Raw genomic sequence first — 21,620 nt, 5'->3', positions numbered from 1 at the left:
GGCGCTACTCGGTCTTTTTGTTTTTGAGTGCTACGATTTTATCTGCTCTGATCCATTTATCCTGATGTGTTACGAAGATCAGCGCACCTTGATAATTGTCTAGGGTTGCCGCGAGTTGGTCTTGGCTATCGAGATCTAGGTGGTTGTCTGTTTCGTCGAGAATCAATATTCCTTCGCTGGGTATTTGGCTGATCAGTAGTAACGCGACTTTCATACGCTCGCCGCCGCTTAGAGCTGAACAAGGTAAGAAAGCATGATCGCCGCGTAATCCTATACTGCCAAGGAAAGTTCGAATTGTACTGTCATCAAGATGCGTGGCTCGGTCTTTTAAGAGTGCAAAAGGTGAAGTGAATTGATCCAGTAGGCTCAAATGCTGGTCAAGATATAAGGTATCGACATGACGAGAGAGCTCGCCAGATTTCAAAGTTTGCAGACCTTGAACACATTGAATTAAAGTAGATTTGCCACTACCGTTAGGGCCATCTATGCGTAAGCGTTCTCCACGATCTAAGAAGATGCTTAATGGGGTTTTATCTCCAAAGGGTAGTACCGCATCAATGAGGTCAAGTACCCGACGTTGGCCTTTATTTTGGCTAGACAGATGCAAATTGAGCGTCGACGTTTTTATTTGCTGGCCTTGCTGTTGCTGGAGATCTTTTTTCAAAGCAAGACTGCGTTGTTCCGCCATTCTAGCTTGCGCACCACGTTTTGCTTGGGCTTTGTTCTTCCTACGATCTAGAAGCAATTTCGATTGGTTGCCAGAGGCTCGCTCTGCTTCACCTTGGCGCAGGCGCTGTTGAGCTTTTTGTTCACGAGCTTGTTGCTCACGTTGTTCTTTTTTGAGTTGAGCTTTAACTTGGCTGATGGCTTTTATGCTGTCGTGGTGGTGCTTTTCAAGTTGAGTGCGAAGGTTGATAAAATCCATATGAAAGGGGTGGATGCCTGTTTCATCCAGCACCAAGAATTTTTTTATGCTGTTTAGTAGGGAGACATCATGGCTGACTAACAGAACCGTGCTAGGCGTTTCTTTTAGTTGCCGAATTAACCACTGGGTGCTTTGTTTATCTAGGTGGTTACTTGGCTCATCCAATAGCAATACATCGGGTGATTGTTGCAGCAGACCAATCAGCTGTACCTTGGTGCGTTGGCCACCACTCAGTGACTGCATAGGCAGCTCTAATTCCAGTGGTAGATTGGCTTCCATTAGCCATGCTTGGGCGCGTTCGACCACATCCCAGTGCTGCTCAAGTAAATCAACATCTGTGTCTAGAGGCTCGCCATGCTCTACGCGTCTGAGCGCATCGTAATAATTCCCTAAGCGCAAAGCATCGATAACTCGTAACTTGTCAGAGTTATTATCACTGGAGGATTGGCGAAAGAGACTGTATGTGCCCGAGATAGCAACGCCTAGCTGCTGCTGGGCAATACATTCTAAGAGAGTCGATTTACCCACACCGTTACGACCTATGATTGCGGAGATACCGCCAGCACACGAAAAAGACAAATGGGAGAAGAGGGCATCGCCATTAGGCAATATAAAAGATAGATCAGAAACAACCAACATAACACGCTCACAGGGAAGTCGACGACTTCCTCACCTTAATTCAACATATAAAATATCTATGAAAAAAAGGCTTAGTTGTTCACGGCGCGTTATGCTCCTCTGCAAGTGATAAGATAAAACAATATTAGAATGCGAAGGCGAGAAAGACAAGTTTGTGACGTATATCGCTATGGGCTCGTTTTTAATAAAAAACGAGTAACAGCACTGTTACTCGTTTTTTATTTCAGCCAAATGACTTATTAGTCAAATTTCACACTGTTTGTTTTAAGCAAGGCTGCGCTGCTAGAGTTAACCAGTTTGTCGTTTTTCCTTTCGATGAAGAATACTTCTAGGTTTTCCTCTTTGGCGATTTTTGCGCCTTCCACTGGACCAAGGCACAACATAGTCGTTGCCCATGCGTCGCTGACTCTTCCGTCGGTTCCAAATACCGACGCTGAGACAAGGTCGTGAGTGATAGGCTTACCAGTGCTTGGGTTGATGATGTGAGAATATTCCACGCCGTTATCGTCGAAGTGGCGGTTATAAGTGCCTGAGGTATCAAGCGTAACGCCATCTTCATTTTCAATGGTAATGACTTTATAGACTTTTGGGCCGCCTTCAGTAGAAGGGACTGGACTTTGAATGGCGACTCGCCATTTGTCGCCATTTGGCTTGTGTCCTTTGATCTTCATATCGCCACCAAATTGCACCATGTAATTATTGTAGCCTTTGGATTCCAGTACATGACTTAACTTGCCAATGGTGTAGCCTTCGCCCATAGAGGAGAAATCAAGCTGTAAAAAAGGGCGAGTTTTACGAACACGTAAATTCTCTTCGTCTACCTCGATCTTATTGATTCCAAGCTCAGATTTTAGGGCGGTTAATTCTTCTGGTGTTGGTACGTGAAGTTTGTCAGTTTTAAAGCCCCATAAATCGAACAAAGGCCCAATAGTCGGATCATAACAACCTTCTGATTTTGCGTGTATATCTTGGGCGATTTGAACAAGCTCTACAAAATCCTGAGAGACCGGTTGCCAAGCCACAGAAGGGCTACGGTTAAATTCGGAAATGAAGGAATCTGGACGATAGGTAGAAAGTTCTTTGTCTATTTGGGCAAGCGTATCGTTAAACGCTGTTTGTACCTCAGTGATTGGCACCGCATCTTCTGACCAAAAGCTGATTTGATACGTGGTGCCTTGGGCATAACCTTCAACGGTTTCAAGTTTTGGGGGTTCACTGCAACCCACTAAAAAAGTCGTCATCAGAAGGGTGCTAAAACCCAATAACTTGGTGGTTTGAAAACCAGATTTTATCGAAGTAGACATGTTATTTAAGCCTTATGAATAGTAAATTCAGCCATTCTAGCAGTCGTTTATAAGCAACTCTATCGAAGCGTTTGTCATCCACATTAATGTGCATTTTGGCTTGTTTCTCGGCTTTGTTTTAATTGGATATTTTTCTTGTGGCCTTCAAAGTTCTGGAAGAAGGCCGCCTCTTACTGCCCCGGGTGATATCCCCGTCATGCGTTTGAAAGCTCGACTAAAAGACGCCGTTGAACTATAGCCAAGGCGATCTGCGATATCGTCAAGTGGCAGGTTGTCTTGGCTGATCCATTGGCTTGCTAGCCGCATGCGCAGATTGCCCAGATATTGCTGTGGTGTGGAATGGGTTAATTCGGTAAAGCGTTCTGCAAAGACAGATCGTGATGTTCCCATTTCGGAGGCCATATCCGCCACGGACCAGTGTCGTCCTGGGTCACGATGCAGTGCAGATAATACCTGTGCCAGTTTTGGGTCGCGCATGGCTTCAACCCAGCCGCACACGTTGCATCCGGTCTCTACCCAACGACGTAAAATGGCCGCGGCCACTACATCGGCAAGTCGTGTCAAGATTACCGCATACCCTGGTCGTTTAGCCTTTAATTCTTTGGTCATAACATCAAGGATGGCGGGGATTTGAGGGTCATGATCAGGCACTGTTTCAATATGCATAACTTCTGGCTTCAAGTGCGCCAAGGGATGAAGCCAGCCCAAGTCAAATTCCATGGCGCAACTGAAAATAAAGTTGTCATTGGATCGACATTTTTCTGTATCACAAGCGCTGATTTCTGAGGTGGCATCACATAATGGCACTTTGTCAAAAGCATCAATGCTGATCAAGGGCGCACCGTTTTCGCTATAAAGGTCATGGACGCCAGCGCAAGGTATCAGTACCGCATCTCCACAGGCAAGTTGCTGGATTGTTCCACTTCGAGTGCGTAGAAATGCTGATCCTTGTCCGATGAAATGAAAGTACGCCAGTCTTTTATCCACCCCTTCGCCGAATCGCAAGCCAAATGGTGTGGAAATTTCGACCCGCCTGTACTCTAGACCTTTAAGGCGTACGCCGGACAAAAGTTCGTTCATCATATCGTGTCGGGCTTCATTGGTGATCTTGATTGTCGAGGACGGTTGCATAGCTCTCCGGACGAAATGGTATGAATTTAAGATATATTGGTATATATCGTCTGGGTTGTCCATATTATTCTGTACGCAATATGCAAATATTCATTTCAAGAGGACTTTCTATGACGAATACAGTAAATGTGTCTCCGCCGCTGGCACAAGACGTACCTGCTTGGGGAGCAGTAATAGCCATGACGTTAGGTGTTTTTGGGTTGGTTACGGCAGAATTTTTGCCTGCTAGCCTTCTTACACCAATGGCTTCAGATCTTTCCATTACCGAAGGCATGGCGGGTCAAGCGGTTTCGGCTACCGCTATTCTTGCCGTGTTTGCCAGTCTTCTGACGGCTACTGTGACCCGCAGAATGGATCGCCGTTATGTCTTGCTGGGGTTTTCAGTACTGTTAATTATTTCGAATGTTTTGGTTGCGCTTGCACCGAACTTCTTCTTACTGCTAATTGGGCGCGTTCTACTTGGTATTGCTCTTGGTGGTTTTTGGACCATGGCTGCTGCCATTGTTATGCGGTTGGTACCTGATAAAGACATTCCGCGTGCGTTGGCTATTTTATTTAGTGGCGTTTCGGCGGCGACTATTTTTGCTGCTCCGCTTGGCAGTTACCTTGGTGGTATTATCGGCTGGCGTAATGTTTTCTTGCTTGTCGCCTTGCTTGGTGTTCTGGTTCTTGCTGTCCAGTTTGTCACTTTGCCGAAAATGCAACCGCGTGGTCGAGCTACATTAGGTACCCTGATCGCGGTGATAAATCGCCCTCGAATGAAATTCGGCCTGCTAATGCTGGTGCTTATTTTTACAGGTCACTTTGCCTTATTTACCTATGTTCGGCCATTCCTTGAGAACGTGACAGGCGTCACAACTGCGGGTATTTCGGGTATTTTATTGGGTTTTGGTGTTGCTAATTTCATTGGTACTTATATAGCTGGAGCCTTGATTGCGCGATCACTGCGCCTAACCCTTACGCTTATGCCGCTGATCATTGGTTTGGTTGGAATCGGTATGGTCGGTATTCAGGGCGCTGTTACACCAACGGCAGTATTGGTGGCTATCTGGGGGATGGCGTTTGGTGGTGTGCCAGTTGCTTGGTCGACTTGGATTACGCGCAGCGTTCCTGATGAAGCCGAAAGTGGTGGTGGGCTTCTGGTTGCAGCTATTCAGGTTGGTATTGCTACCGGTGCAGCAGCAGGCGGGCTCGTTTTTGATGCTAGTGGTGCGCTTGGCGTCTTTACAATCGCCGCTTTGATTCTTCTGGCAGCAGCCATTATTGTCACGTTTGGTTTGCGAGCTGATCCAGTAAAAGTCCCACAAAGCGCTTAAATATTGTCTCTAAGCGCCCTGATTCTTGTGTAAGACTCAGGGCGTTTTTTTATCTATTTGCTATTAATAGTCAGCTCATTAATAACCGCACCCCGAGTGATGTCATCAGTAAGCCGGTAATGCGTTCGATCCATATTTTGAAGACCAATACTTTCTGTTGAATTCTTGCAGACGTGAGCAAGCATGCAACAAGTGCAAACCAAACAAAATGTGCTAAAGCAATATAAACACCATAGCCAAGCTCCATCAGTAAAGAGGTATCTGTTGAAATGACTTGGCTAAACAAAGACACGATAAACAGCATGGTTTTCGGGTTAAGTGCGTTACAGGCAAAACCAGACCAAAAAGCTGAGCCGCTGTTTGTTACTTTGTTTTGAGGTGAGCTTTGATCTTTTAATGGCTCTTGTGTCTGGCTAGGTCGTGTTCTAAAAACGATTCTCTTGATATCCGGCCATAAGGCGGAAATGCCCAGCCAAATAAGGTACATGGCGCCGAGATAGCGTAAGGTATTCAGAACCCAAATATTGTTTGCAAACACAACTCCCAGTCCCAAGAGCGTATAAGCCAAATGCACACTGATGGCGGCGCTTATCCCGATAGAGCACAAAATGCCATCTCGTCGTCCTTTTAGTAACGAGACCTTCGACACCATCGCAAAGTCTGGCCCCGGACTCATGACAGCCAATAACGTGATAATAGCAACAGAATACAATTCAAATTGATCGATATTTAACATGGTAAGATACTCTTATCTGTGAATAATAAGATTATGAGTAGAAGCTGAAGTAAATAAAATCGATAATTAATGGTGAATATTGTGAGTAATAATCACATAAAAAGACGACTTCCCCCATTGGGAGCCTTAACGGCTTTTGAAGCAGCGGCAAGGCACCAGAGTTTTTCACGAGCGGCGCAAGAGCTTCATTTAACTCACGGTGCGATTAGTCGAGCGGTTGCACAAATAGAAGACCGTATTGGTGTACAGTTATTTGTTCGGCGCAATCGACGAGTATATCTCACGTCAGCTGGGCAAAGATTGTTAAAAACCACATCTGAAACGTTAGATGAACTGAGTCATACAGTGGAAGAAATCCATCGTCATGATAGCTCATCGCCATTTCTTACTGTGTCGTGCGAACCCAGTTTAGCGATGCGTTGGTTAATGCCACGTTTGGGGACTTTTCGGGAATTGTGTCCAGAATTGAATATAGACCTACGGATGGCGGGTGGCCCGATTGATTTATTGTCAGAGAATTGTGACATTGCCATTCGCCGCATGGATTTTGGTGTCCACGAGGATTATCAAATAACCACACTCTGTTCTGAACTGGCTGGTCCTGTATGCACAGAAGACTACTGGGAAAAACATATTAACCAAGATTTAAGCGGAGCCAATTGGTTACATAGCCGAACTCGACCCAATGCATGGGATGACTGGCAAAACGCTGATGGCATGGAAAAAATCGCTCCAAAGAGTGAGCAGCACTTTGATCACTTCTTTTACACCTTGCAGGCTGCTCAAGATCAGCTTGGTATCGCAATTGGTTCTATTCCCTTAGTTTCTGATGACTTAACAATGCAGCGCCTAATTGCGCCATTAGGTGTTCAGCCCACAGGATATGACTACGCTTTATTAACATTGGGTGAGCCGAATCAAGATCCAAGAATTGCAGCTTTTTGTAATTGGTTGATAGGGCAAATTGCGGGTTAAAATGAATGGAAACCTTGGAGTATATTCTAAATAATTTCACATCGAGCACTGTCTTTTTATAGGAGAATATTGGGTGCACAAGATTTTTGTCTTTGGGACGCTAAAAGAAGGCTTTCCGAATTTTAAAACGAATAAAGGCATTCGTTTTCGAGGGGATTTTGAAACCAAACAACGTTATCCGCTATACCTAGTTGGCGAACGATTTTCACCTTGGCTGGTTTTACAGTCAGGCGAAGGGTGTCCTGTGAAAGGGCAGGTGTTTGAAGTGTCAGATGATGTCTTAGCAGAAATGGATGTACTGGAAAGAATCACCGCTGTAGATGGTTATCGTAAGGTTAGTCTTCCTGTTATTTGCTTGGAATCCGGTGACGAGATTAACGTCTTAGCCTATGGCAAACTACCCGAAATGCTACAAGGTGTTGAGGTTATGCAAGAACTAGCAGGCGAGTATGGCCTTGAGCATGCGGCCTTGTATCGTAGTCGGGATGTTCTATGACTGAAAAGCCATCAAAGTGCTTAATAATTCTGACATTTATCTTTGCTTGGCTTCCAGCATTCGTCTTTGCTGTGAGTTGCGGAGCAATGCTTATTGGCACACTTCCTAGCTTCGTTGATTATCTATTGTCTGCTAGATATGCGGAATTATTCCAGCTAGTAACTTTCATTCTCATAATGAAACTTGGTTTACTAGGTTTTTGGGGATTATCAGCAGTAACATTTGATATGAAATTAAGGCCGTCAATACGGATACTTTTTCTTATTTTAGGTATTGTGTCAGCTTTCGTATTCACAGTATTTATGTGGTTAGAACACGTTGAAATACTGCTCTCAAAGGGTAATCGTGTATACGCTGTTATGCTTTTTAGCCTTTTAACACTCCCTGTCTTATTTGGTTTTGTGCATATTGTTTTTAACTATCGAGTAATTAAATTATCCGCTGAGGTAAAGGAGACACAGAAAACAGACCTTCAGCGCAAGTTGAAATGTTGGAAAAACGCCTGTCGTAGTTCTAGATATTGAATGGATGGTTTTAGTCCGTTAGGTATTTTCATACTTCGGAAAGTATGAGTGTAGCCATTGTAGTCAAGTAATACATCGCATACATAGTAAGGTTTTCCCCTAGGATGGCCATTTTTATCTTTTGGTACGACTAGCTGAAAGTTGTGGGTTGTAAAATGCTCTTGATTGATTTGGGTATAAGAGAACCCTTGAGACGATTCAAACCCAGTGAAAATAAGCATTATCGTCAGAAGGTGCGGGCAAAAATGTGCTTTATGTACCCAAGTCTCTTTATAAAGGTCCTTTTTATAGCGCATACCAAGCCAAGTCATTAGCAGAATATTGCCAATTAGGAGTGAAAACGCAAAAAAATCCCCCAGAATCAAGAATAAACGGGTGTCTAATAACGTAATTAAGAGCCATGGGACGATAAATATAGTTTCGATAATGACTGCACAACCAATACGTGTTCTGGGGTCTTTAGCAAATAGGGCGAGTAATATCAGCCCCATACCTACATAGCCTACTAGTAACGCACAGGGGAGTAATATTGGCGAAAAACTCACCAATATAATGTAGATTGAGTTAATATTAATCCATGGAATATTTACCAAAATTACGGTGAAAATATAAACGCCTAAGATAAAAGCAAAATGTTTGAAAATATAGGTAATAAAACAGAATAATACTCGGTTAAATGACGTTGTGAAGTAGCAGATTGGAGGCAACATCTCTGTATTTATTACTGCTATTTTATTTTTTTTCATCTCAATCCTTAATGAGTCATTATTCTTATTTCTATAAAAATCTTCCAACAAATTTTCTTTCTGTGTACTAAAAATACTTGATAAAGCAGTGTTGATGCAATCAAGTTGCAGTGCAAGAGATGACCTATTGTAAGACGGTACATACCTTAACTAAATAAGAAGGGATGAAAATTTCTAATAGCCATATCCAAAGCCGTCATCTCCTCTGTCGTAAATTGTCATTCGCTGGACGCTTCCAAGCATTAGGGTAGAAATCTTTATCTCTATTATCACGGTGAACGCTTAGTCTATGGCGTCTTGGCGGACATCTTAGCTGACTAAGACGCTGCAACCTTTTTTAACCATGTCACGATGATCGTTGAAACGATTATTTATCTAAGGAGCTGATCTGATGCAGCATTATTCCGGCTTTGGGTTGTTAAAGCACAGTTTTAGCCATCACGAGAATTGGCAGCGGGTGTGGCGTAATCCAACCCCGAAAAAGAAATACGATGTGATCATTGTCGGCGGTGGTGGTCATGGTTTGGCGACGGCCTACTACTTGGCGAAAGAATTTGGTGTCACCAATGTCGCGGTAATTGAAAAAGGTTTTTTGGGTGGTGGTAACACGGCTCGAAATACCACGATTGTCCGTTCCAATTACTTGTGGGATGAGGCCGCTCATCTTTACGAACATTCGATGAAACTGTGGGAAGGTCTGTCGCAGGATTTGAATTACAACGTGATGTTTTCCCAGCGTGGCTGTTTGAACCTTGGTCACACCTTACAAGACATGCGCGACATTGAGCGCCGCGTGAATGCCAACCGTTTAAATGGCATTGATGGCGAAGTCTTAGACGCTCAGCAAGTGAAAGAAATTGTCCCAGTGTTGGATTGTTCCGACCGTGCACGCTACCCAGTGATGGGGGCGTCATGGCAGCCTCGTGCTGGTGTTGCTCGTCACGATGCCGTTGCGTGGGGCTTTGCCCGTGGTGCCGATACTCGTGGTGTGGATCTGATTCAGCAAACCGAAGTGGAAGACTTAATCATCGAAGATGGCACTGTCGTCGGCGTACGTACTGCACGTTATGGCGATATACGAGCAGATCGAGTGGGTTGTGTGGTGGCAGGTAACTCTAGCGTCTTAGCGAAGATGGGAGGCTTTGAGCTGCCATTAGAGTCTCATCCGTTACAAGCCTTGGTGTCTGAACCGATCAAGCCGATTCTGGATACGGTTGTTATGTCTAACCAAGTACATGGTTACGCATCGCAATCTGACAAAGGCGATTTGGTTATTGGTGCGGGTATTGATGGCTACAACGGCTATGGCCAGCGTGGTTCTTATTCCACTATCGAGCATACGATTCAGGCGATTGTAGAAATGTTCCCAGTGTTTAGCCGTGTGCGCATGAACCGTCAGTGGGGCGGTATCGTTGATACGTGTCCAGATGCGTGTCCGATTATCAGTGAAACGCCAGTGAAAAACTTGTACTTCAACTGTGGTTGGGGAACAGGCGGTTTTAAAGCGACACCAGGCTCAGGCCATGTATTTGCCGCGTCTTTGGCGAAGGGTGAAATGCACCCATTGGCGAAACCTTTTTCTATGTTTCGTTTCCATAACGGCGCGCTGGTGGATGAACACGGCGCAGCTGGCGTAGCACATTAAGCGGGCTAAGACCGAATAAGGAGAGAAGTACCATGTTTCATATTTATTGCCCGCATTGTTGTGAATACCGCGAGGAAGAAGAGTTTCATGCGTCTGGTCAGGCGCATATTCCGCGTCCATTAGACCCAGATGCTTGCACCGATAAAGAGTGGGGCGAATTCATGTATTTTCGTGCCAATCCACGCGGAATACATCATGAGCTTTGGGTTCATGGAGCGGGTTGTCGTAAGTATTTCAACATTACTCGTAATACCCACACTTACGAAATTCTAGAAGTCTACAAGGTTGGCGAAAAGCCATCTGTTGTGGCCAACGAAGCGAAATAGAGGAGCGATACAATGACACAAGATTTGAGTAAGCAGTCTAATCGTCTCCAAGATGGTGGACGAATTGATCGCTCCAAACCGCTGACTTTTACCTATAACGGCAAACAATATAAAGGCTTCGAAGGCGATACCTTAGCGTCAGCTTTGTTGGCGAACGGTGTTGATATTGTTGGTCGCAGTTTTAAATACAGTCGTCCGCGCGGTATTGTCGCAGCGGGTGCGGAAGAGCCAAACGCCATCATGCAAATTGGCTCGACTGAAGCAACACAAATTCCAAACGTGCGTGCCACTCAGCAGTCTCTTTATAATGGTTTGGTTGCCAGTACGACAAACGGTTGGCCGAATGTCGATACAGATTTGATGAGCTGGGTTGGCAAGATCGGTGGGAAAATGATGCCGCCGGGCTTTTATTACAAAACTTTCATGTACCCAAAATCCATGTGGGAAACCTACGAATCTTATATTCGTAAAGCCGCCGGTCTTGGTCGCGCACCAAAAGAAAATGACCCAGACATCTACGACAAGATGAATCAACATTGCGACGTTATGATTGTTGGCGCAGGCCCAGCGGGTCTAATGGCGGCTCTAACCGCAGCACGCGCTGGCGCACGAGTGATTATTGCCGACGAGCAAAACGAGTTTGGCGGAAGTTTGCTAAGCAGCACAGAAACGCTGAATGGCAAACCAGCAGCCGAATGGATCGCTGAAGTCGTGAAAGAATTGTCAGGCTTTGACGATGTCTTAATGTTGCCAAACTCTCAGGTAAACGGCTACCACGATCATAACTTCTTAACTATTCAACAACATTGTACGGATCAATTTGCGGATCGCGCGCCTAATGGTCAAATCGCTCAGCGCTTGCACCGTGTGCGTGCCAAATGGGTGATCTTGGCAACGGGCGCTCATGAGCGTCCTTTGGTTTATGGCAATAACGATTTACCGGGTTGCATGGTCGCCAATGCGGTGTCGACTTATATCAATCGCTACGGCGTCGCGCCAGGCAAAGATTTAGTCTTGATGACATCCAATGACAATGCTTATCGAACTGCGCTGGATTGGCACGATGCGGGACGCAACGTGGTGGCGATTGTTGATTCTCGTAAGAATCCACAAGGTACTTTTGTGGAAGCAGCCCGCGAACGCGGTATTAGCATTCTAGTTAGCTCTGGTGTGATTGAAGCCCATGGCAGCAAACGTGTCACCGATGTTTCCATTGCGCCATTAAATGAAATTGGCGATGCGATTGTTGGTTCCGTTGTGAAAATGGCGGCGGATACCGTTGCCACATCTGGTGGCTGGAGTCCGGTTATTCACTTGTCTTGTCATACGGGCGCTCGTCCTGTTTGGAACGACGACATTGTTGGTTTTACGCCGGGGGCAACGGTTCAGAAACAACTCACCGCTGGTGCGATTAATGGTGTGTTCAGCACAGTACAAGTGTTAGAAGAAGGCTTGAGTGCGGCTTGTGATGCTTTGGCTCATTTAGGCTTAGATAAGCCTGATGTTGCCTTGCCAGAAGCGGATGTGATCGAAGAGGGCAAAGCCATGGCTTTGTTCCATATTCCACACACTAAACCTACATCAAAAGCGCCTAAGCAGTTTGTCGATTATCAAAACGATGTAACTGCAGCAGGGATAGAGTTGGCGTGTCGTGAAGGCTTTGAATCTATTGAACATGTTAAGCGTTATACCGCGATGGGCTTTGGTACTGACCAAGGCAAGCTAGGTAACATTAACGGCATGGCAATTGCGGCGAAAATGCTTAAGCAAACCATCCCTGAAACCGGCACGACAATTTTTCGTCCGAACTACACGCCGGTGACGTTTGGCGCGATTGCTGGACGTGATTGTGGTGAATTGTTTGACCCAAAACGTTATACAGCGATGCATGCTTGGCATGTGGAACGTGGCGCGAAATTTGAAGATGTCGGTCAATGGAAACGCGCTTGGTATTACCCGCAAGGCAATGAAACCATGCAAGAATCATTGGACCGCGAATGTCTAGCGACGCGTAACTCGGTGGGAATTTTGGATGCGTCTACATTGGGTAAGATCGATATTCAAGGCAAAGACGCCCGTGAATTCTTAGGTCGTGTTTACTCCAATGCATGGGCGAAACTAGCAGTAGGCAAGTGTCGTTATGGTTTGATGTGTGGTGAAGACGGCATGGTATTTGATGACGGTGTAACGTCATGCTTAGCGGAGAATCATTTCTTAATGACGACCACGTCTGGCGGTGCTGCGCGCGTTCTGTCTTGGTTAGAAATTTATCACCAAACCGAATGGCCTGAATTGGAAGTGTATTTCAATAGTGTGACGGATCATTGGTCAACTATGACAATTTCTGGCCCAAATAGCCGTAAATTGTTAGAAAAACTCACTGATTACGATGTTTCAAAAGACAATATGGCCTTTATGGATTGGAAGACTATGACGGTGGCTGGCGTACCAGCCCGCGTGTTCCGTATTTCCTTTACTGGTGAGCTATCTTTTGAGATCAACGTACAAGCTAACTATGGTTTGCATGTATGGAAAGAGTTGTTTGAAAAAGGTGCTGAATTTGACTTAACGCCATATGGCACGGAAACCATGCACATATTGCGAGCTGAGAAAGGCTTCATTATTGCGGGTCAAGATACTGATGGTTCTGTGCATCCGTTTGACTTGGGTATGTCTTGGGCTGTTTCTATGCAAAAACCATTTAGCTTTATCGGTAAGCGCGGGATGCAGCGCGAAGATTGCGTTCGAGCAGATCGTAAGCAGCTGGTGGGTTTGAAAACCATTGATCCAAATGTTGTCTTGCCAGAAGGCGCACAAGGCGTATTAGATCCGAAAGCTCCGATTCCAATGCCGATGGTTGGGCATGTAACGTCTAGCTATTGGAGTGCGAACTTGAAGCGTTCTGTGGCAATGGGCTTTGTTAAAGGCGGACTGGAAAAAATGGGTGAAAAAGTCTTTTACCCATTGGCGGATGGTCGTGTTATCGAAGCGGAAATTTGTAGCCCAGTATTCTTAGATCCAAAAGGGGAACGTCAAAATGTCTGATGTCAAAGTAGAAGCTGTTGAGTTAGAAGCAACTGACAAATTGTTGATGAACCAAGTGCCTTTATCAGCAGAATTAAGCGAAATGGGTGAAAGCCCTTTGCATCATGCGGATCTCGCCAGTATTGCAGAACACGGCCCGCAGGAAGGTGGTGTGCATTTTCATGAACGCAAGCAGATGGGATTATTAACCTTGCGTTGCCTGCCATCTGCAGAGCAGCAAAAAGTAATCAAATCCTTATTGGGTGTGGCGTTGCCAATGCAGCCGCTAACGTCTGTCAGCAAAGACGAATCTACGATAGGAAAGGTCTCTGTACGTTGGGTATCGCCTGATGAATGGCTGATTATTGTTGAAGGTGATAAGGCATTCGAAATAGAAAGTAGCTTTCATGACAAGCTGATGGGGCATTACTCATTAGTGAACATCAGCGGTGGCACCACTATCTTTGAAGTGTCTGGCAGTAATGTGGTCGAGATGCTGAAAAAGTCTACGCCGGTGGATTTGCACGCAAGCGAGTTCCCAGTCGGTAAAGTCGTGTCTACGGTATTTGCTAAAAGTGGTGCGACCATTTGTCGTCTAGCAGATGACAAATTTGAATTGGTGGTACGTCGTAGCTTCGCAGATTATCTCTGGTTATGGATTCAAGACGCCAGTCGAGAATACGGTTTGGTCGTAAAGGCCTAATTACTTCTCACGTACTCACTTGTGTTATTTCACGGTTTTGGTTGGCCACTTTTTGGGTGGTCGGCCTTTTTCGTGACGTAAAAAGCTTAAGACAATAAGAGACTATTTTATGAAATCAAAAACCGCGCCTTGGATTTTTACCGCTAGCTGCCCAAGCATCATCGGAACGGTCGACGTAGTGACTCGATACATGGCGCAAGCCGGTAACTATGTTGATGAAATTCACTCCTTTGATGACCGAGAATCTGGTCGTTTTTTTATCCGCATAGAATTTTTGCCACAAGATGCCGATTTCAATGCCGACGTTTTTAAAACAGAATTTGCCGAACGTGCCGCAGAGTTTGATATGGATTGGTCGTTAACTGCACCAAATCACAAGCCAAAAGTGGCGATCATGGTGTCGAAATACGACCATTGTTTGAATGACTTGTTGTATCGCTTTCGTACTGGGCAATTGAACATCGACGTCACGGTCATTATCTCCAATCACCCTGATTTAGAAGACCTAGCGAAATGGCACGGTATTCCGTATTACCACTTGCCAATCACCGCCGACACCAAGTTAGAACAAGAAGCGCAAGTGCGAGAACTGATTGAGCAATACGATACCGAATTAGTCGTGCTAGCGCGTTACATGCAAGTGCTTTCTCCAAGCATGTGTGAATACCTAGATGGTCGCGCGATTAATATTCATCACTCTTTATTACCAGGATTTAAAGGCGCTCGACCTTATCATCAAGCATGGGAAAAAGGCGTGAAAATGGTCGGTGCGACGGCACATTATGTGAACAACGACCTCGACGAAGGCCCGATTATTTCCCAAGGCATTCAAGTGGTGAACCACGCCCACTATGCGGAAGACCTAATCGCCAAGGGCCAAGACATCGAACGTGTCACCTTGTTTAACGCCGTGAAATGCCACGTGGAAAAACGTGTGTTCTTGAACGGTAAACGTACCGTCGTGTTTGGTGGGTAGTCTGCTTATCTAGCAGCAGATTAGAGCAAGTAAAAAGCTGCTCCGGGGAGCGGCTTTTTTGTTTAAAATTCAGTGTTAAAAATTGTTCTTTAGTGTGGCATGTTGCTTAGGATGGTTTGTTATATAAGAAAAACAATGTCGCCAGAAGGGGTATTTGGTGTTCGCTGCTTTAGGTAAATAAATAATTGATCGATCAGCTTTTTCTTAGTTGTTCCTTTTGGCCAAACTAAATAGTAGCCATCTCCGGTTGCGATAGCTTCATTAAACGGTGTTGCTAATAATCCATTATTAATCGTATCAGCGCTTAACAGTAAGTCTCCTATTGAAACACCATGTCCACACATAGCAGCCATATTGCCTTGTTCTAAGGTGTCAAATATTTTGCCTTGTGCAAGATGTAAATCGGGGTGTTTTTGAGTGCCTTTGAGCCATCGTCTCCAATCTCTCTTATCTGGTGATGGGTGAATCAGAGAGCAGTTCTCTAGGTTGTTGTGAGCAATCTCTTTCATGTTTGGAGCGCATATTGGTATTAGCCATTCTAGAAAAAGCAGTGCGCATTCTGTGTCCTGACCAAACACCCCATTCCCTAAAAGAATCGCACAGTCGTAGGGTTCTTTACTAAAATTAACAGTATCAATATCCATCCAAACGCTGGTGGTTTCGATCTTATGTGTTGAATTATCTTCATGAAAGGTATGTAAGTTATCTAGCAACCAGCGCATCGTAATAGTAGAAGGTGCTTTTAGTCGAATTTCATTATGGCTACTGCGAAATTCTGAGCACGCTCTTTCTAGATAATTGAATCCTTCACTAATCTGCCCAGCGAGTGAGCTACCAGCACTTGTTACTTCAACTTTAGGGCCTTTCCGTTTAAATAGTTCACATCCAAACCATACTTCTAGCGTGCGAATGTGCTTGCTAATGGCTCCCGTTGTTAGATTTAGGTGGTCCGCAGCCCTAGTAAATGAGCCATATCGAGCCGCGGCTTCGAAGGCGCGAAGTGCATATAGAGGTGGTAGTGACATAAGTATCAATCTATATTGAGTTTAATTCACATTAAGCTTTATTTTTTTCCGTTTTTCAACAGCATTTTTAATTTGGATAATGGGCTGACGTTGCTCTTAAGTTGGCTTTTGAATATTGATACGGAATCACTTTATGAACTTAGCACTATTAATGGCATACATATTTGCAATTCTAATATTGCTTCTAACACCCGGTCCGGTTGTTGCTCTTGTTACGGGTACGGCAATTCGTTTTGGATACCGAAGAGCCTTTGCTACTGTGGTAGGGACGAACTTAGCCTCATTTGTGTTGATTTTTTTTGCAGCTCTGATGTTAATTGGAGTGGTGTCATTAGATATTTTTTATCTGCGAGTATTGGGGATTATAGGCTCATGCTTTATTGGTTATATGGCTATTCAAAGCTTACAAACCATATCCACTGTAGCTAAAAATGACGAAAAAAATGCGGGTTCAAGTAAGAGTGGAATGCTTCAAGGCTTCATAACAGGTATATCGAACCCTAAAGATATTCTGTTTTTCGTTTCGCTGTTTCCCCAATTCATTGCCATTACAAATGATTTTAGTACAAGTATTTTTACTCTTTCTATTGTTTGGATGATTTTTGATATTACGGTGCTCTCTCTTTATATTCTGATTGTGAAACGGTGGCTTCCGAATAAGCATAATAAGGGGATGGAGATCTTGTCGTCTTTATTTCTTTTAGTTATAGCGGTTTTAGGGGTGATATATAATCTCTATGAGATGGTTGGTCTTGATTAGTTTAAATAGGTGAAAAATTAGGTTAGTGTTTCTTCTAAGAGTTGAGCCGGGTGCAGAAATGAGTATTAATGTGTATTGGATTATTAATTTTAGTAGTCCCTGAATTTAAGTGTGAACTCATCACTTGTAAGCGTTTTTAGCCTTCTTAGAATAAACATTGGTCTATTTTGCTATCTACTGCGTATGACTTCTTGATGGATCAATTTTTAGACATTCAAGAGGTCAATTTTGAGGATAGCAAAAGTGTGTGTGGCGCTGAGTTCTTTATTACTCGTTGCCTGTACTAAGGTTGGGTTAGGCGTTGCCAATTTACCCAATACTTTCAGTGATACCGAAACGACAAAAAACATTATTTATGGCGCTGAGCCTTGGCAAAAGCTAGATATTTATGTTCCGCCTCACTCTTCTGGTCAATCACTTCCGGTTGTTGTCTTCTTTTACGGCGGCAGCTGGAAAGATGGTTCAAAAGATATGTGCCCTTTCGTGGGGGAAGCCTTTGCAAAACAGGGTTATATCACGGTCATTGCCGATTACAGCAAATATCCACAGGTAAAATTTCCGACCTTTGTTGAGGATGGTGCCAAAGCGATTGCTTGGATCTATCGTAATATTGCCCAATACCAAGGCGACCCTGAGCGCTTGTTTATTGCTGGACACTCAGCAGGCGCTCATATTGGCGCTCATATTGGCGCCATGGTGACGGCGGATAAACATTACTTGCAAGCCGAAGGCTTAACGCCATCCATTATAAACGCCTTTGCAGGCTTATCTGGCCCGTATGATTTTGTGCCTTATGAAGAAGATTATAAGGATATGTTTGGCCCACCAGAAAACTACCCAAATATGCAGGTAACGACGTTTATTGATGGCAAAGAGCCGCCAATGTTACTGCTTTGGGGCGCTGACGATACCATTGTTGGCAAAAGTAATATGGATAAATTGATTGCGAAAATTAATATTGAGCAGGGCGCAGTTGAAAGCAAAGTTTACCAAGGCGTTGGGCATGCCGACATGGTGTCTAGCCTTGTTTGGTTTTTGAAAAGCAAAGCGCCGATACTAGATGATGTTAATGACTTCTTTCAGCGCCATGGGGCAAATGCCGTAAAAGTGAAAGATTAAAGTGTACTGACATTTTGCTTGGTGAGGATGGCGTTGAAATCTTTTAATGGTCTTACCGTGAATTCTTGCGGCAAAATGTCTGCTTTCTTGATGCGGTCATAACGAAAAATACGTACGTCGTTTCTAAGATGGTCCCACGCTAAGAGATACCAAACCGGAAAACCAAGATACAAATAATGGGCTTCAATGTCGCGCTGAGTTTCTTGGTCATGAAAATCTTGGTAGACAATAGCGATACGCTTATTGAACAGAAAAGCGCGATGTAGGGTTTCAATCGTGGCTTGAGTTTGGTGTTTTTTGGTAGTGAAAGACTGCAAAACGTCTGGTGATACTTGTTCGCCAATATGGATTCGCTGACGTAGCTGGTGGATCTTTTCTTTTTGCTTTGGTGAAAAAGACGCCATAAGCTTATGACGAACTGTATTAATATTCCCCATAAACAAGGTCGGTCCCATGCTTTCTGCAATGGCAAGGCTGATTAGCAAATCGATCATTTCTTGGCTTTCTAACGATAGCCGTCCAACGCCCCAATTACGATGAAGCTTGATACCACCGCCACGGCCTTTGTTCGCTTCAATTGGCAACCCTCGTTCTCGCAAAATGCCAATATCACGAAAGAGGGTGCGTTCACTAATATTCAGTTCTGCTGCGATAATTTTGCTTGTAAGGGCTTCTTCTGATTTTAGAATGGCGGTTAATTGTTCTAATCTATCTAAATGTTTTGTGGCATTGGCTCTACTCATAATTTTAATGTGACATAAAGTGTCATAGATGTCGATATAGTGAATCTATTCCTAAACATATAGATTTCTGGAGATAAAATATGAAGCAAATAACCCTAGAAGAAAAACGCGTAGCTGGTTTAAGTGTGCGTACCAATAACGCCAGTGAGATGAATCAAGAGACCGCTAAGATAGGCGTTTTACATCAAACCTTTGCACAGCAAGCCACAGTGAGTTATGAAAAGGGGGCCTGTTTATATGGCGCGTATTATCAATATGAATCTGACTACACCGGTGATTTCAGTGTTTTAGTGGGCGCTGAGCCAGACATGGTGGAGTCAAACACAGAGCTAGAACACGTCGTTCTGCCTGCTGGAGACTATTTAGTATTCTCGGGCGAAGGAGAAATGCCGCAAGTAGTGATCGATGTGTGGCAAGAGATCTGGCGTTATTTTAGCAGTGATGATTGCGTTCATCGTCGTGCTTACACTGTTGACTTTGAATGTTATACCAGTGAAAACAGTGTCGATGTTTATATAGCGGTTAAGCCTTGAAAGGAATGCAGTTTGGGTTCAGCTGAAAAATAGAATGATTTTTCATTTGACACTGATGACTTTCTTGATCAGTCTGTGAAATATGTCGCCATATTCAGATCACATTTGCTTAGATTATTGCTTAGAGGCAAAGTGTTTCAGGCGGCAATAGAGTTCATCTAATGTGGAACCGAAACATGTCATAAGACTTTTAACTGAGCACTTATTAAGTACGCGGATTAATAAGGTAAGTCGATAAAATACTTGAAGGTATGTATCCTATACTTAATGCAGAAATGATTATCACCCGCTCTATTTACTGAGATATAGGTGAATAGGGCGTTTTTTTATTAATCAAAGGAGACATAAAATGGATACATCTGCACATACCGTATTAGGGCTATTTGCTCAATTAGGCATTGGAGAAAGACAACAAGACGTAGATGCATTTGTTGCAAAACATGGTGGCTTATCTTCATCAACTAAGATTACCGAGGCGGATTTTTTCAGTGAATCGCAACAAACCTTTCTCAAACAAGAATGGCATAATGATTCAGAGTGGGCTGCGGCGATTGATGAGTTAAATGTGTTGTTACATTAAATGATCTGCGTTTATTGCTTGTTAGTGATTTGCCCTTAGGGAAGGGCTAGCGGTTGCTTAGCTACGGCAATACCGTTTAAGTCGCAATAAATATAATCACCTTGAGCAATCGTGATGCCGGCAAAAGTAACCGTTTTACCTAAGTCGCCTAAACCGCGTTTTTCCGTTGGCATTGGGTGTGCGCATAAAGCGTGAATGCCAATATTGAGTTGTGATTGGGCGGCCACATCACGAATCGCGCCATTTATCACAAAGCCTTCCCAACCATTATTGACGGCTTTCTCGGCCAGCATATCGCCAAGAAGAGCACGTCGTTTGCTGCCGCCACCATCTACGACCATGACTTTTCCTTTGCCATTTTCTCCGACAAGTTCTCGTACTCGGCTGTTGTCTTCAAAGCAGGATACGGTGACCACTTCGCCATAGAAATGACTACGTTTACCGTAGGAGGTAAAAATAGCGTCTGCAAATTGCAGTTGTTCTGGGTATAAGTCGCATAGATCTGGGAGCAGGTCTTTCATCTTGGTACCTTGATAGAGTGAGTTTTAGTTCGTGGTGTAAGAGAGATAATTTAAGACTCTAGATAGGTCGCCTCTGAAAGGCCAGTTTTTTAGCCAATGTCCAGTATTCAAAAGTCTGATGCATCTTTACTGTTGTTGACGATGCTTTTTTTGTTGAAATTTAAATGGTGGGAGTGATTTATTGATCATTTCTGGTTTGTTGATCTTTTTTGGTTTGTAGGTGTTTAAAGTTTGCTATCTATTCCCACGAGAAACAGGGGAATAGATAGCTTGGCTCGTATTCATTATAGAAACGAGATAAGACAAATAGCTTGAGTTTATTCAGCTGAGACGGTTTTTTGCCCCCATCCATTAAAGGTGACGTCATGCACCACTTCGTCAGTGTCTAGATTACTGACGGTAATTTGAATCTTAACGGCATCATTTGAACCATAGGGGTTTTTGTCATAATTAGGAGGGAAGTTTGCGTTAAAGTTTATCAAATATCCTATATTGGCTTGCACCGTTAAATCTTCTAGTTTTAGTGGTATGGTCATACGGCCTCGATCGTAAAATTGTAAAGAAACATCATGAGTACCGGGTAAAACAATGGCGGCAAGAGCTCCACCTATTAGGCCTTTGCTCTCTTTGCGAATGTCGTCTACAGCGGTAATATAAAGGTCTGTTTGATCTCCATAGTGTGCCGTGACAAGCATAGAAGTTTGCTCTCTGGGCAAGGGATTGCCTTCATAAAATAGCAACATTGGCGGTTTTTTTTCGGGGAAACTACCAATCACTTGGCTAGGCTTTTGTGTTGAACAGGCGGAGACTAGAATTAAGCTCAAGATCAAAAAATATATGCGCAGCATAAGTATTCCTTCAATTATGTTTTAA

At 44.0% G+C, this 21,620-nt stretch carries 21 protein-coding genes; 12 read left to right on the top strand and 9 right to left on the bottom strand.

Annotation, left to right across the window (positions count from 1 at the left end; genetic code table 11):
• Positions 1-4: 4 nt before the first annotated feature.
• The 3 genes from ACO05V_RS16355 to ACO05V_RS16345 form a co-directional block, all read right to left on the bottom strand.
• Positions 5-1,564, bottom strand: coding sequence for an ATP-binding cassette domain-containing protein (locus ACO05V_RS16355; protein ID WP_421853851.1), 1,560 nt, complete (start codon positions 1,562-1,564; stop codon positions 5-7).
• A 239-nt stretch (positions 1,565-1,803) separates the two neighbouring features.
• Positions 1,804-2,868 (bottom strand): FAD:protein FMN transferase, encoded by a 1,065-nt coding sequence (locus tag ACO05V_RS16350; RefSeq protein ID WP_421853848.1) that lies wholly within the window; start codon positions 2,866-2,868, stop codon positions 1,804-1,806.
• A gap of 144 nt (positions 2,869-3,012) precedes the next feature.
• Positions 3,013-3,948: an AraC family transcriptional regulator gene (locus ACO05V_RS16345; RefSeq protein WP_421856996.1), complete on the bottom strand. Its 936-nt coding sequence runs from the start codon at positions 3,946-3,948 to the stop codon at positions 3,013-3,015.
• Between the two features lie 161 nt (positions 3,949-4,109).
• On the opposite strand from ACO05V_RS16345, the gene ACO05V_RS16340 reads away from it, so the two are divergent.
• Positions 4,110-5,315 carry an MFS transporter gene (locus ACO05V_RS16340; protein WP_421853845.1) on the top strand — a complete coding sequence of 402 codons (1,206 nt, stop codon included), beginning with the start codon at positions 4,110-4,112 and terminating at the stop codon, positions 5,313-5,315.
• 70 nt (positions 5,316-5,385) lie between these two features.
• Here ACO05V_RS16340 and ACO05V_RS16335 read toward each other — a convergent pair whose 3' ends face one another.
• Positions 5,386-6,051 carry a LysE family translocator gene (locus ACO05V_RS16335; protein ID WP_421853842.1) on the bottom strand — a complete coding sequence of 222 codons (666 nt, stop codon included), beginning with the start codon at positions 6,049-6,051 and terminating at the stop codon, positions 5,386-5,388.
• 81 nt (positions 6,052-6,132) lie between these two features.
• Between ACO05V_RS16335 and ACO05V_RS16330 the strand changes: the two genes are divergently transcribed.
• Positions 6,133-7,026, top strand: coding sequence for a LysR substrate-binding domain-containing protein (locus ACO05V_RS16330; protein ID WP_421853839.1), 894 nt, complete (start codon positions 6,133-6,135; stop codon positions 7,024-7,026).
• Between the two features lie 73 nt (positions 7,027-7,099).
• Positions 7,100-7,522 carry a gamma-glutamylcyclotransferase family protein gene (locus ACO05V_RS16325; RefSeq protein WP_421853836.1) on the top strand — a complete coding sequence of 141 codons (423 nt, stop codon included), beginning with the start codon at positions 7,100-7,102 and terminating at the stop codon, positions 7,520-7,522.
• Positions 7,523-7,994: 472 nt separating this feature from the next.
• Here the strand turns inward: ACO05V_RS16325 and ACO05V_RS16320 are convergent, their stop codons facing one another.
• Complete coding sequence (locus ACO05V_RS16320) at positions 7,995-8,792, bottom strand: hypothetical protein (protein WP_421853833.1); 798 nt, start codon at positions 8,790-8,792, stop codon at positions 7,995-7,997.
• A gap of 391 nt (positions 8,793-9,183) precedes the next feature.
• On the opposite strand from ACO05V_RS16320, the gene ACO05V_RS16315 reads away from it, so the two are divergent.
• The 5 genes from ACO05V_RS16315 (at position 9,184) to purU (ending at position 15,466) form a co-directional block, all read left to right on the top strand.
• Positions 9,184-10,437, top strand: coding sequence for a sarcosine oxidase subunit beta family protein (locus ACO05V_RS16315; RefSeq protein ID WP_421853830.1), 1,254 nt, complete (start codon positions 9,184-9,186; stop codon positions 10,435-10,437).
• 32 nt (positions 10,438-10,469) lie between these two features.
• On the top strand, positions 10,470-10,763 hold the full coding sequence (locus ACO05V_RS16310) for a sarcosine oxidase subunit delta (protein ID WP_123095565.1): 294 nt from the start codon (positions 10,470-10,472) through the stop codon (positions 10,761-10,763).
• 12 nt (positions 10,764-10,775) lie between these two features.
• Positions 10,776-13,808 carry a sarcosine oxidase subunit alpha gene (locus ACO05V_RS16305; RefSeq protein ID WP_421853827.1) on the top strand — a complete coding sequence of 1,011 codons (3,033 nt, stop codon included), beginning with the start codon at positions 10,776-10,778 and terminating at the stop codon, positions 13,806-13,808.
• On the top strand, positions 13,801-14,490 hold the full coding sequence (locus ACO05V_RS16300; protein WP_421853824.1) for a sarcosine oxidase subunit gamma: 690 nt from the start codon (positions 13,801-13,803) through the stop codon (positions 14,488-14,490). The genes ACO05V_RS16305 and ACO05V_RS16300 overlap by 8 nt, the downstream gene beginning before the upstream one ends.
• Positions 14,491-14,599: 109 nt before the next feature.
• Positions 14,600-15,466, top strand: a complete 867-nt coding sequence (purU, locus tag ACO05V_RS16295; RefSeq protein WP_421853821.1) for a formyltetrahydrofolate deformylase — start codon at positions 14,600-14,602, stop codon at positions 15,464-15,466.
• A gap of 119 nt (positions 15,467-15,585) precedes the next feature.
• On the opposite strand, the gene ACO05V_RS16290 is transcribed toward purU, so the two are convergent.
• On the bottom strand, positions 15,586-16,491 hold the full coding sequence (locus ACO05V_RS16290) for a LysR family transcriptional regulator (RefSeq protein ID WP_212915689.1): 906 nt from the start codon (positions 16,489-16,491) through the stop codon (positions 15,586-15,588).
• A gap of 133 nt (positions 16,492-16,624) precedes the next feature.
• On the opposite strand from ACO05V_RS16290, the gene ACO05V_RS16285 reads away from it, so the two are divergent.
• A complete protein-coding gene (locus tag ACO05V_RS16285) occupies positions 16,625-17,251 on the top strand; it encodes a LysE family translocator (protein WP_421853818.1) in 627 nt (208 codons plus the stop codon).
• A gap of 228 nt (positions 17,252-17,479) precedes the next feature.
• Positions 17,480-18,370 carry an alpha/beta hydrolase gene (locus ACO05V_RS16280; protein WP_421853816.1) on the top strand — a complete coding sequence of 297 codons (891 nt, stop codon included), beginning with the start codon at positions 17,480-17,482 and terminating at the stop codon, positions 18,368-18,370.
• Here ACO05V_RS16280 and ACO05V_RS16275 read toward each other — a convergent pair.
• Entirely contained in the window at positions 18,367-19,113 is a 747-nt protein-coding gene (locus tag ACO05V_RS16275; RefSeq protein ID WP_421853813.1) for a helix-turn-helix transcriptional regulator, read from the bottom strand. The genes ACO05V_RS16280 and ACO05V_RS16275 overlap by 4 nt on opposite strands.
• A gap of 80 nt (positions 19,114-19,193) precedes the next feature.
• On the opposite strand from ACO05V_RS16275, the gene ACO05V_RS16270 reads away from it, so the two are divergent.
• A complete protein-coding gene (locus ACO05V_RS16270) occupies positions 19,194-19,646 on the top strand; it encodes a GyrI-like domain-containing protein (protein ID WP_421853810.1) in 453 nt (150 codons plus the stop codon).
• A gap of 349 nt (positions 19,647-19,995) precedes the next feature.
• Positions 19,996-20,226 (top strand): DUF2789 family protein, encoded by a 231-nt coding sequence (locus tag ACO05V_RS16265; RefSeq protein WP_421853807.1) that lies wholly within the window; start codon positions 19,996-19,998, stop codon positions 20,224-20,226.
• Between the two features lie 35 nt (positions 20,227-20,261).
• On the opposite strand, the gene ACO05V_RS16260 is transcribed toward ACO05V_RS16265, so the two are convergent.
• Positions 20,262-20,747, bottom strand: coding sequence for a putative 4-hydroxy-4-methyl-2-oxoglutarate aldolase (locus ACO05V_RS16260; RefSeq protein ID WP_421853804.1), 486 nt, complete (start codon positions 20,745-20,747; stop codon positions 20,262-20,264).
• 317 nt (positions 20,748-21,064) lie between these two features.
• A complete protein-coding gene (locus ACO05V_RS16255) occupies positions 21,065-21,595 on the bottom strand; it encodes a hypothetical protein (protein WP_421853801.1) in 531 nt (176 codons plus the stop codon).
• Between the last annotated feature and the right edge of the window lie 25 nt (positions 21,596-21,620).

The organism is Marinomonas sp. (assembly GCF_965225885.1).
In the GTDB taxonomy this organism is placed as follows: Bacteria; Pseudomonadota; Gammaproteobacteria; order Pseudomonadales; family Marinomonadaceae; genus Marinomonas.
This window is presented reverse-complemented; position numbering and strand designations above follow the sequence as displayed.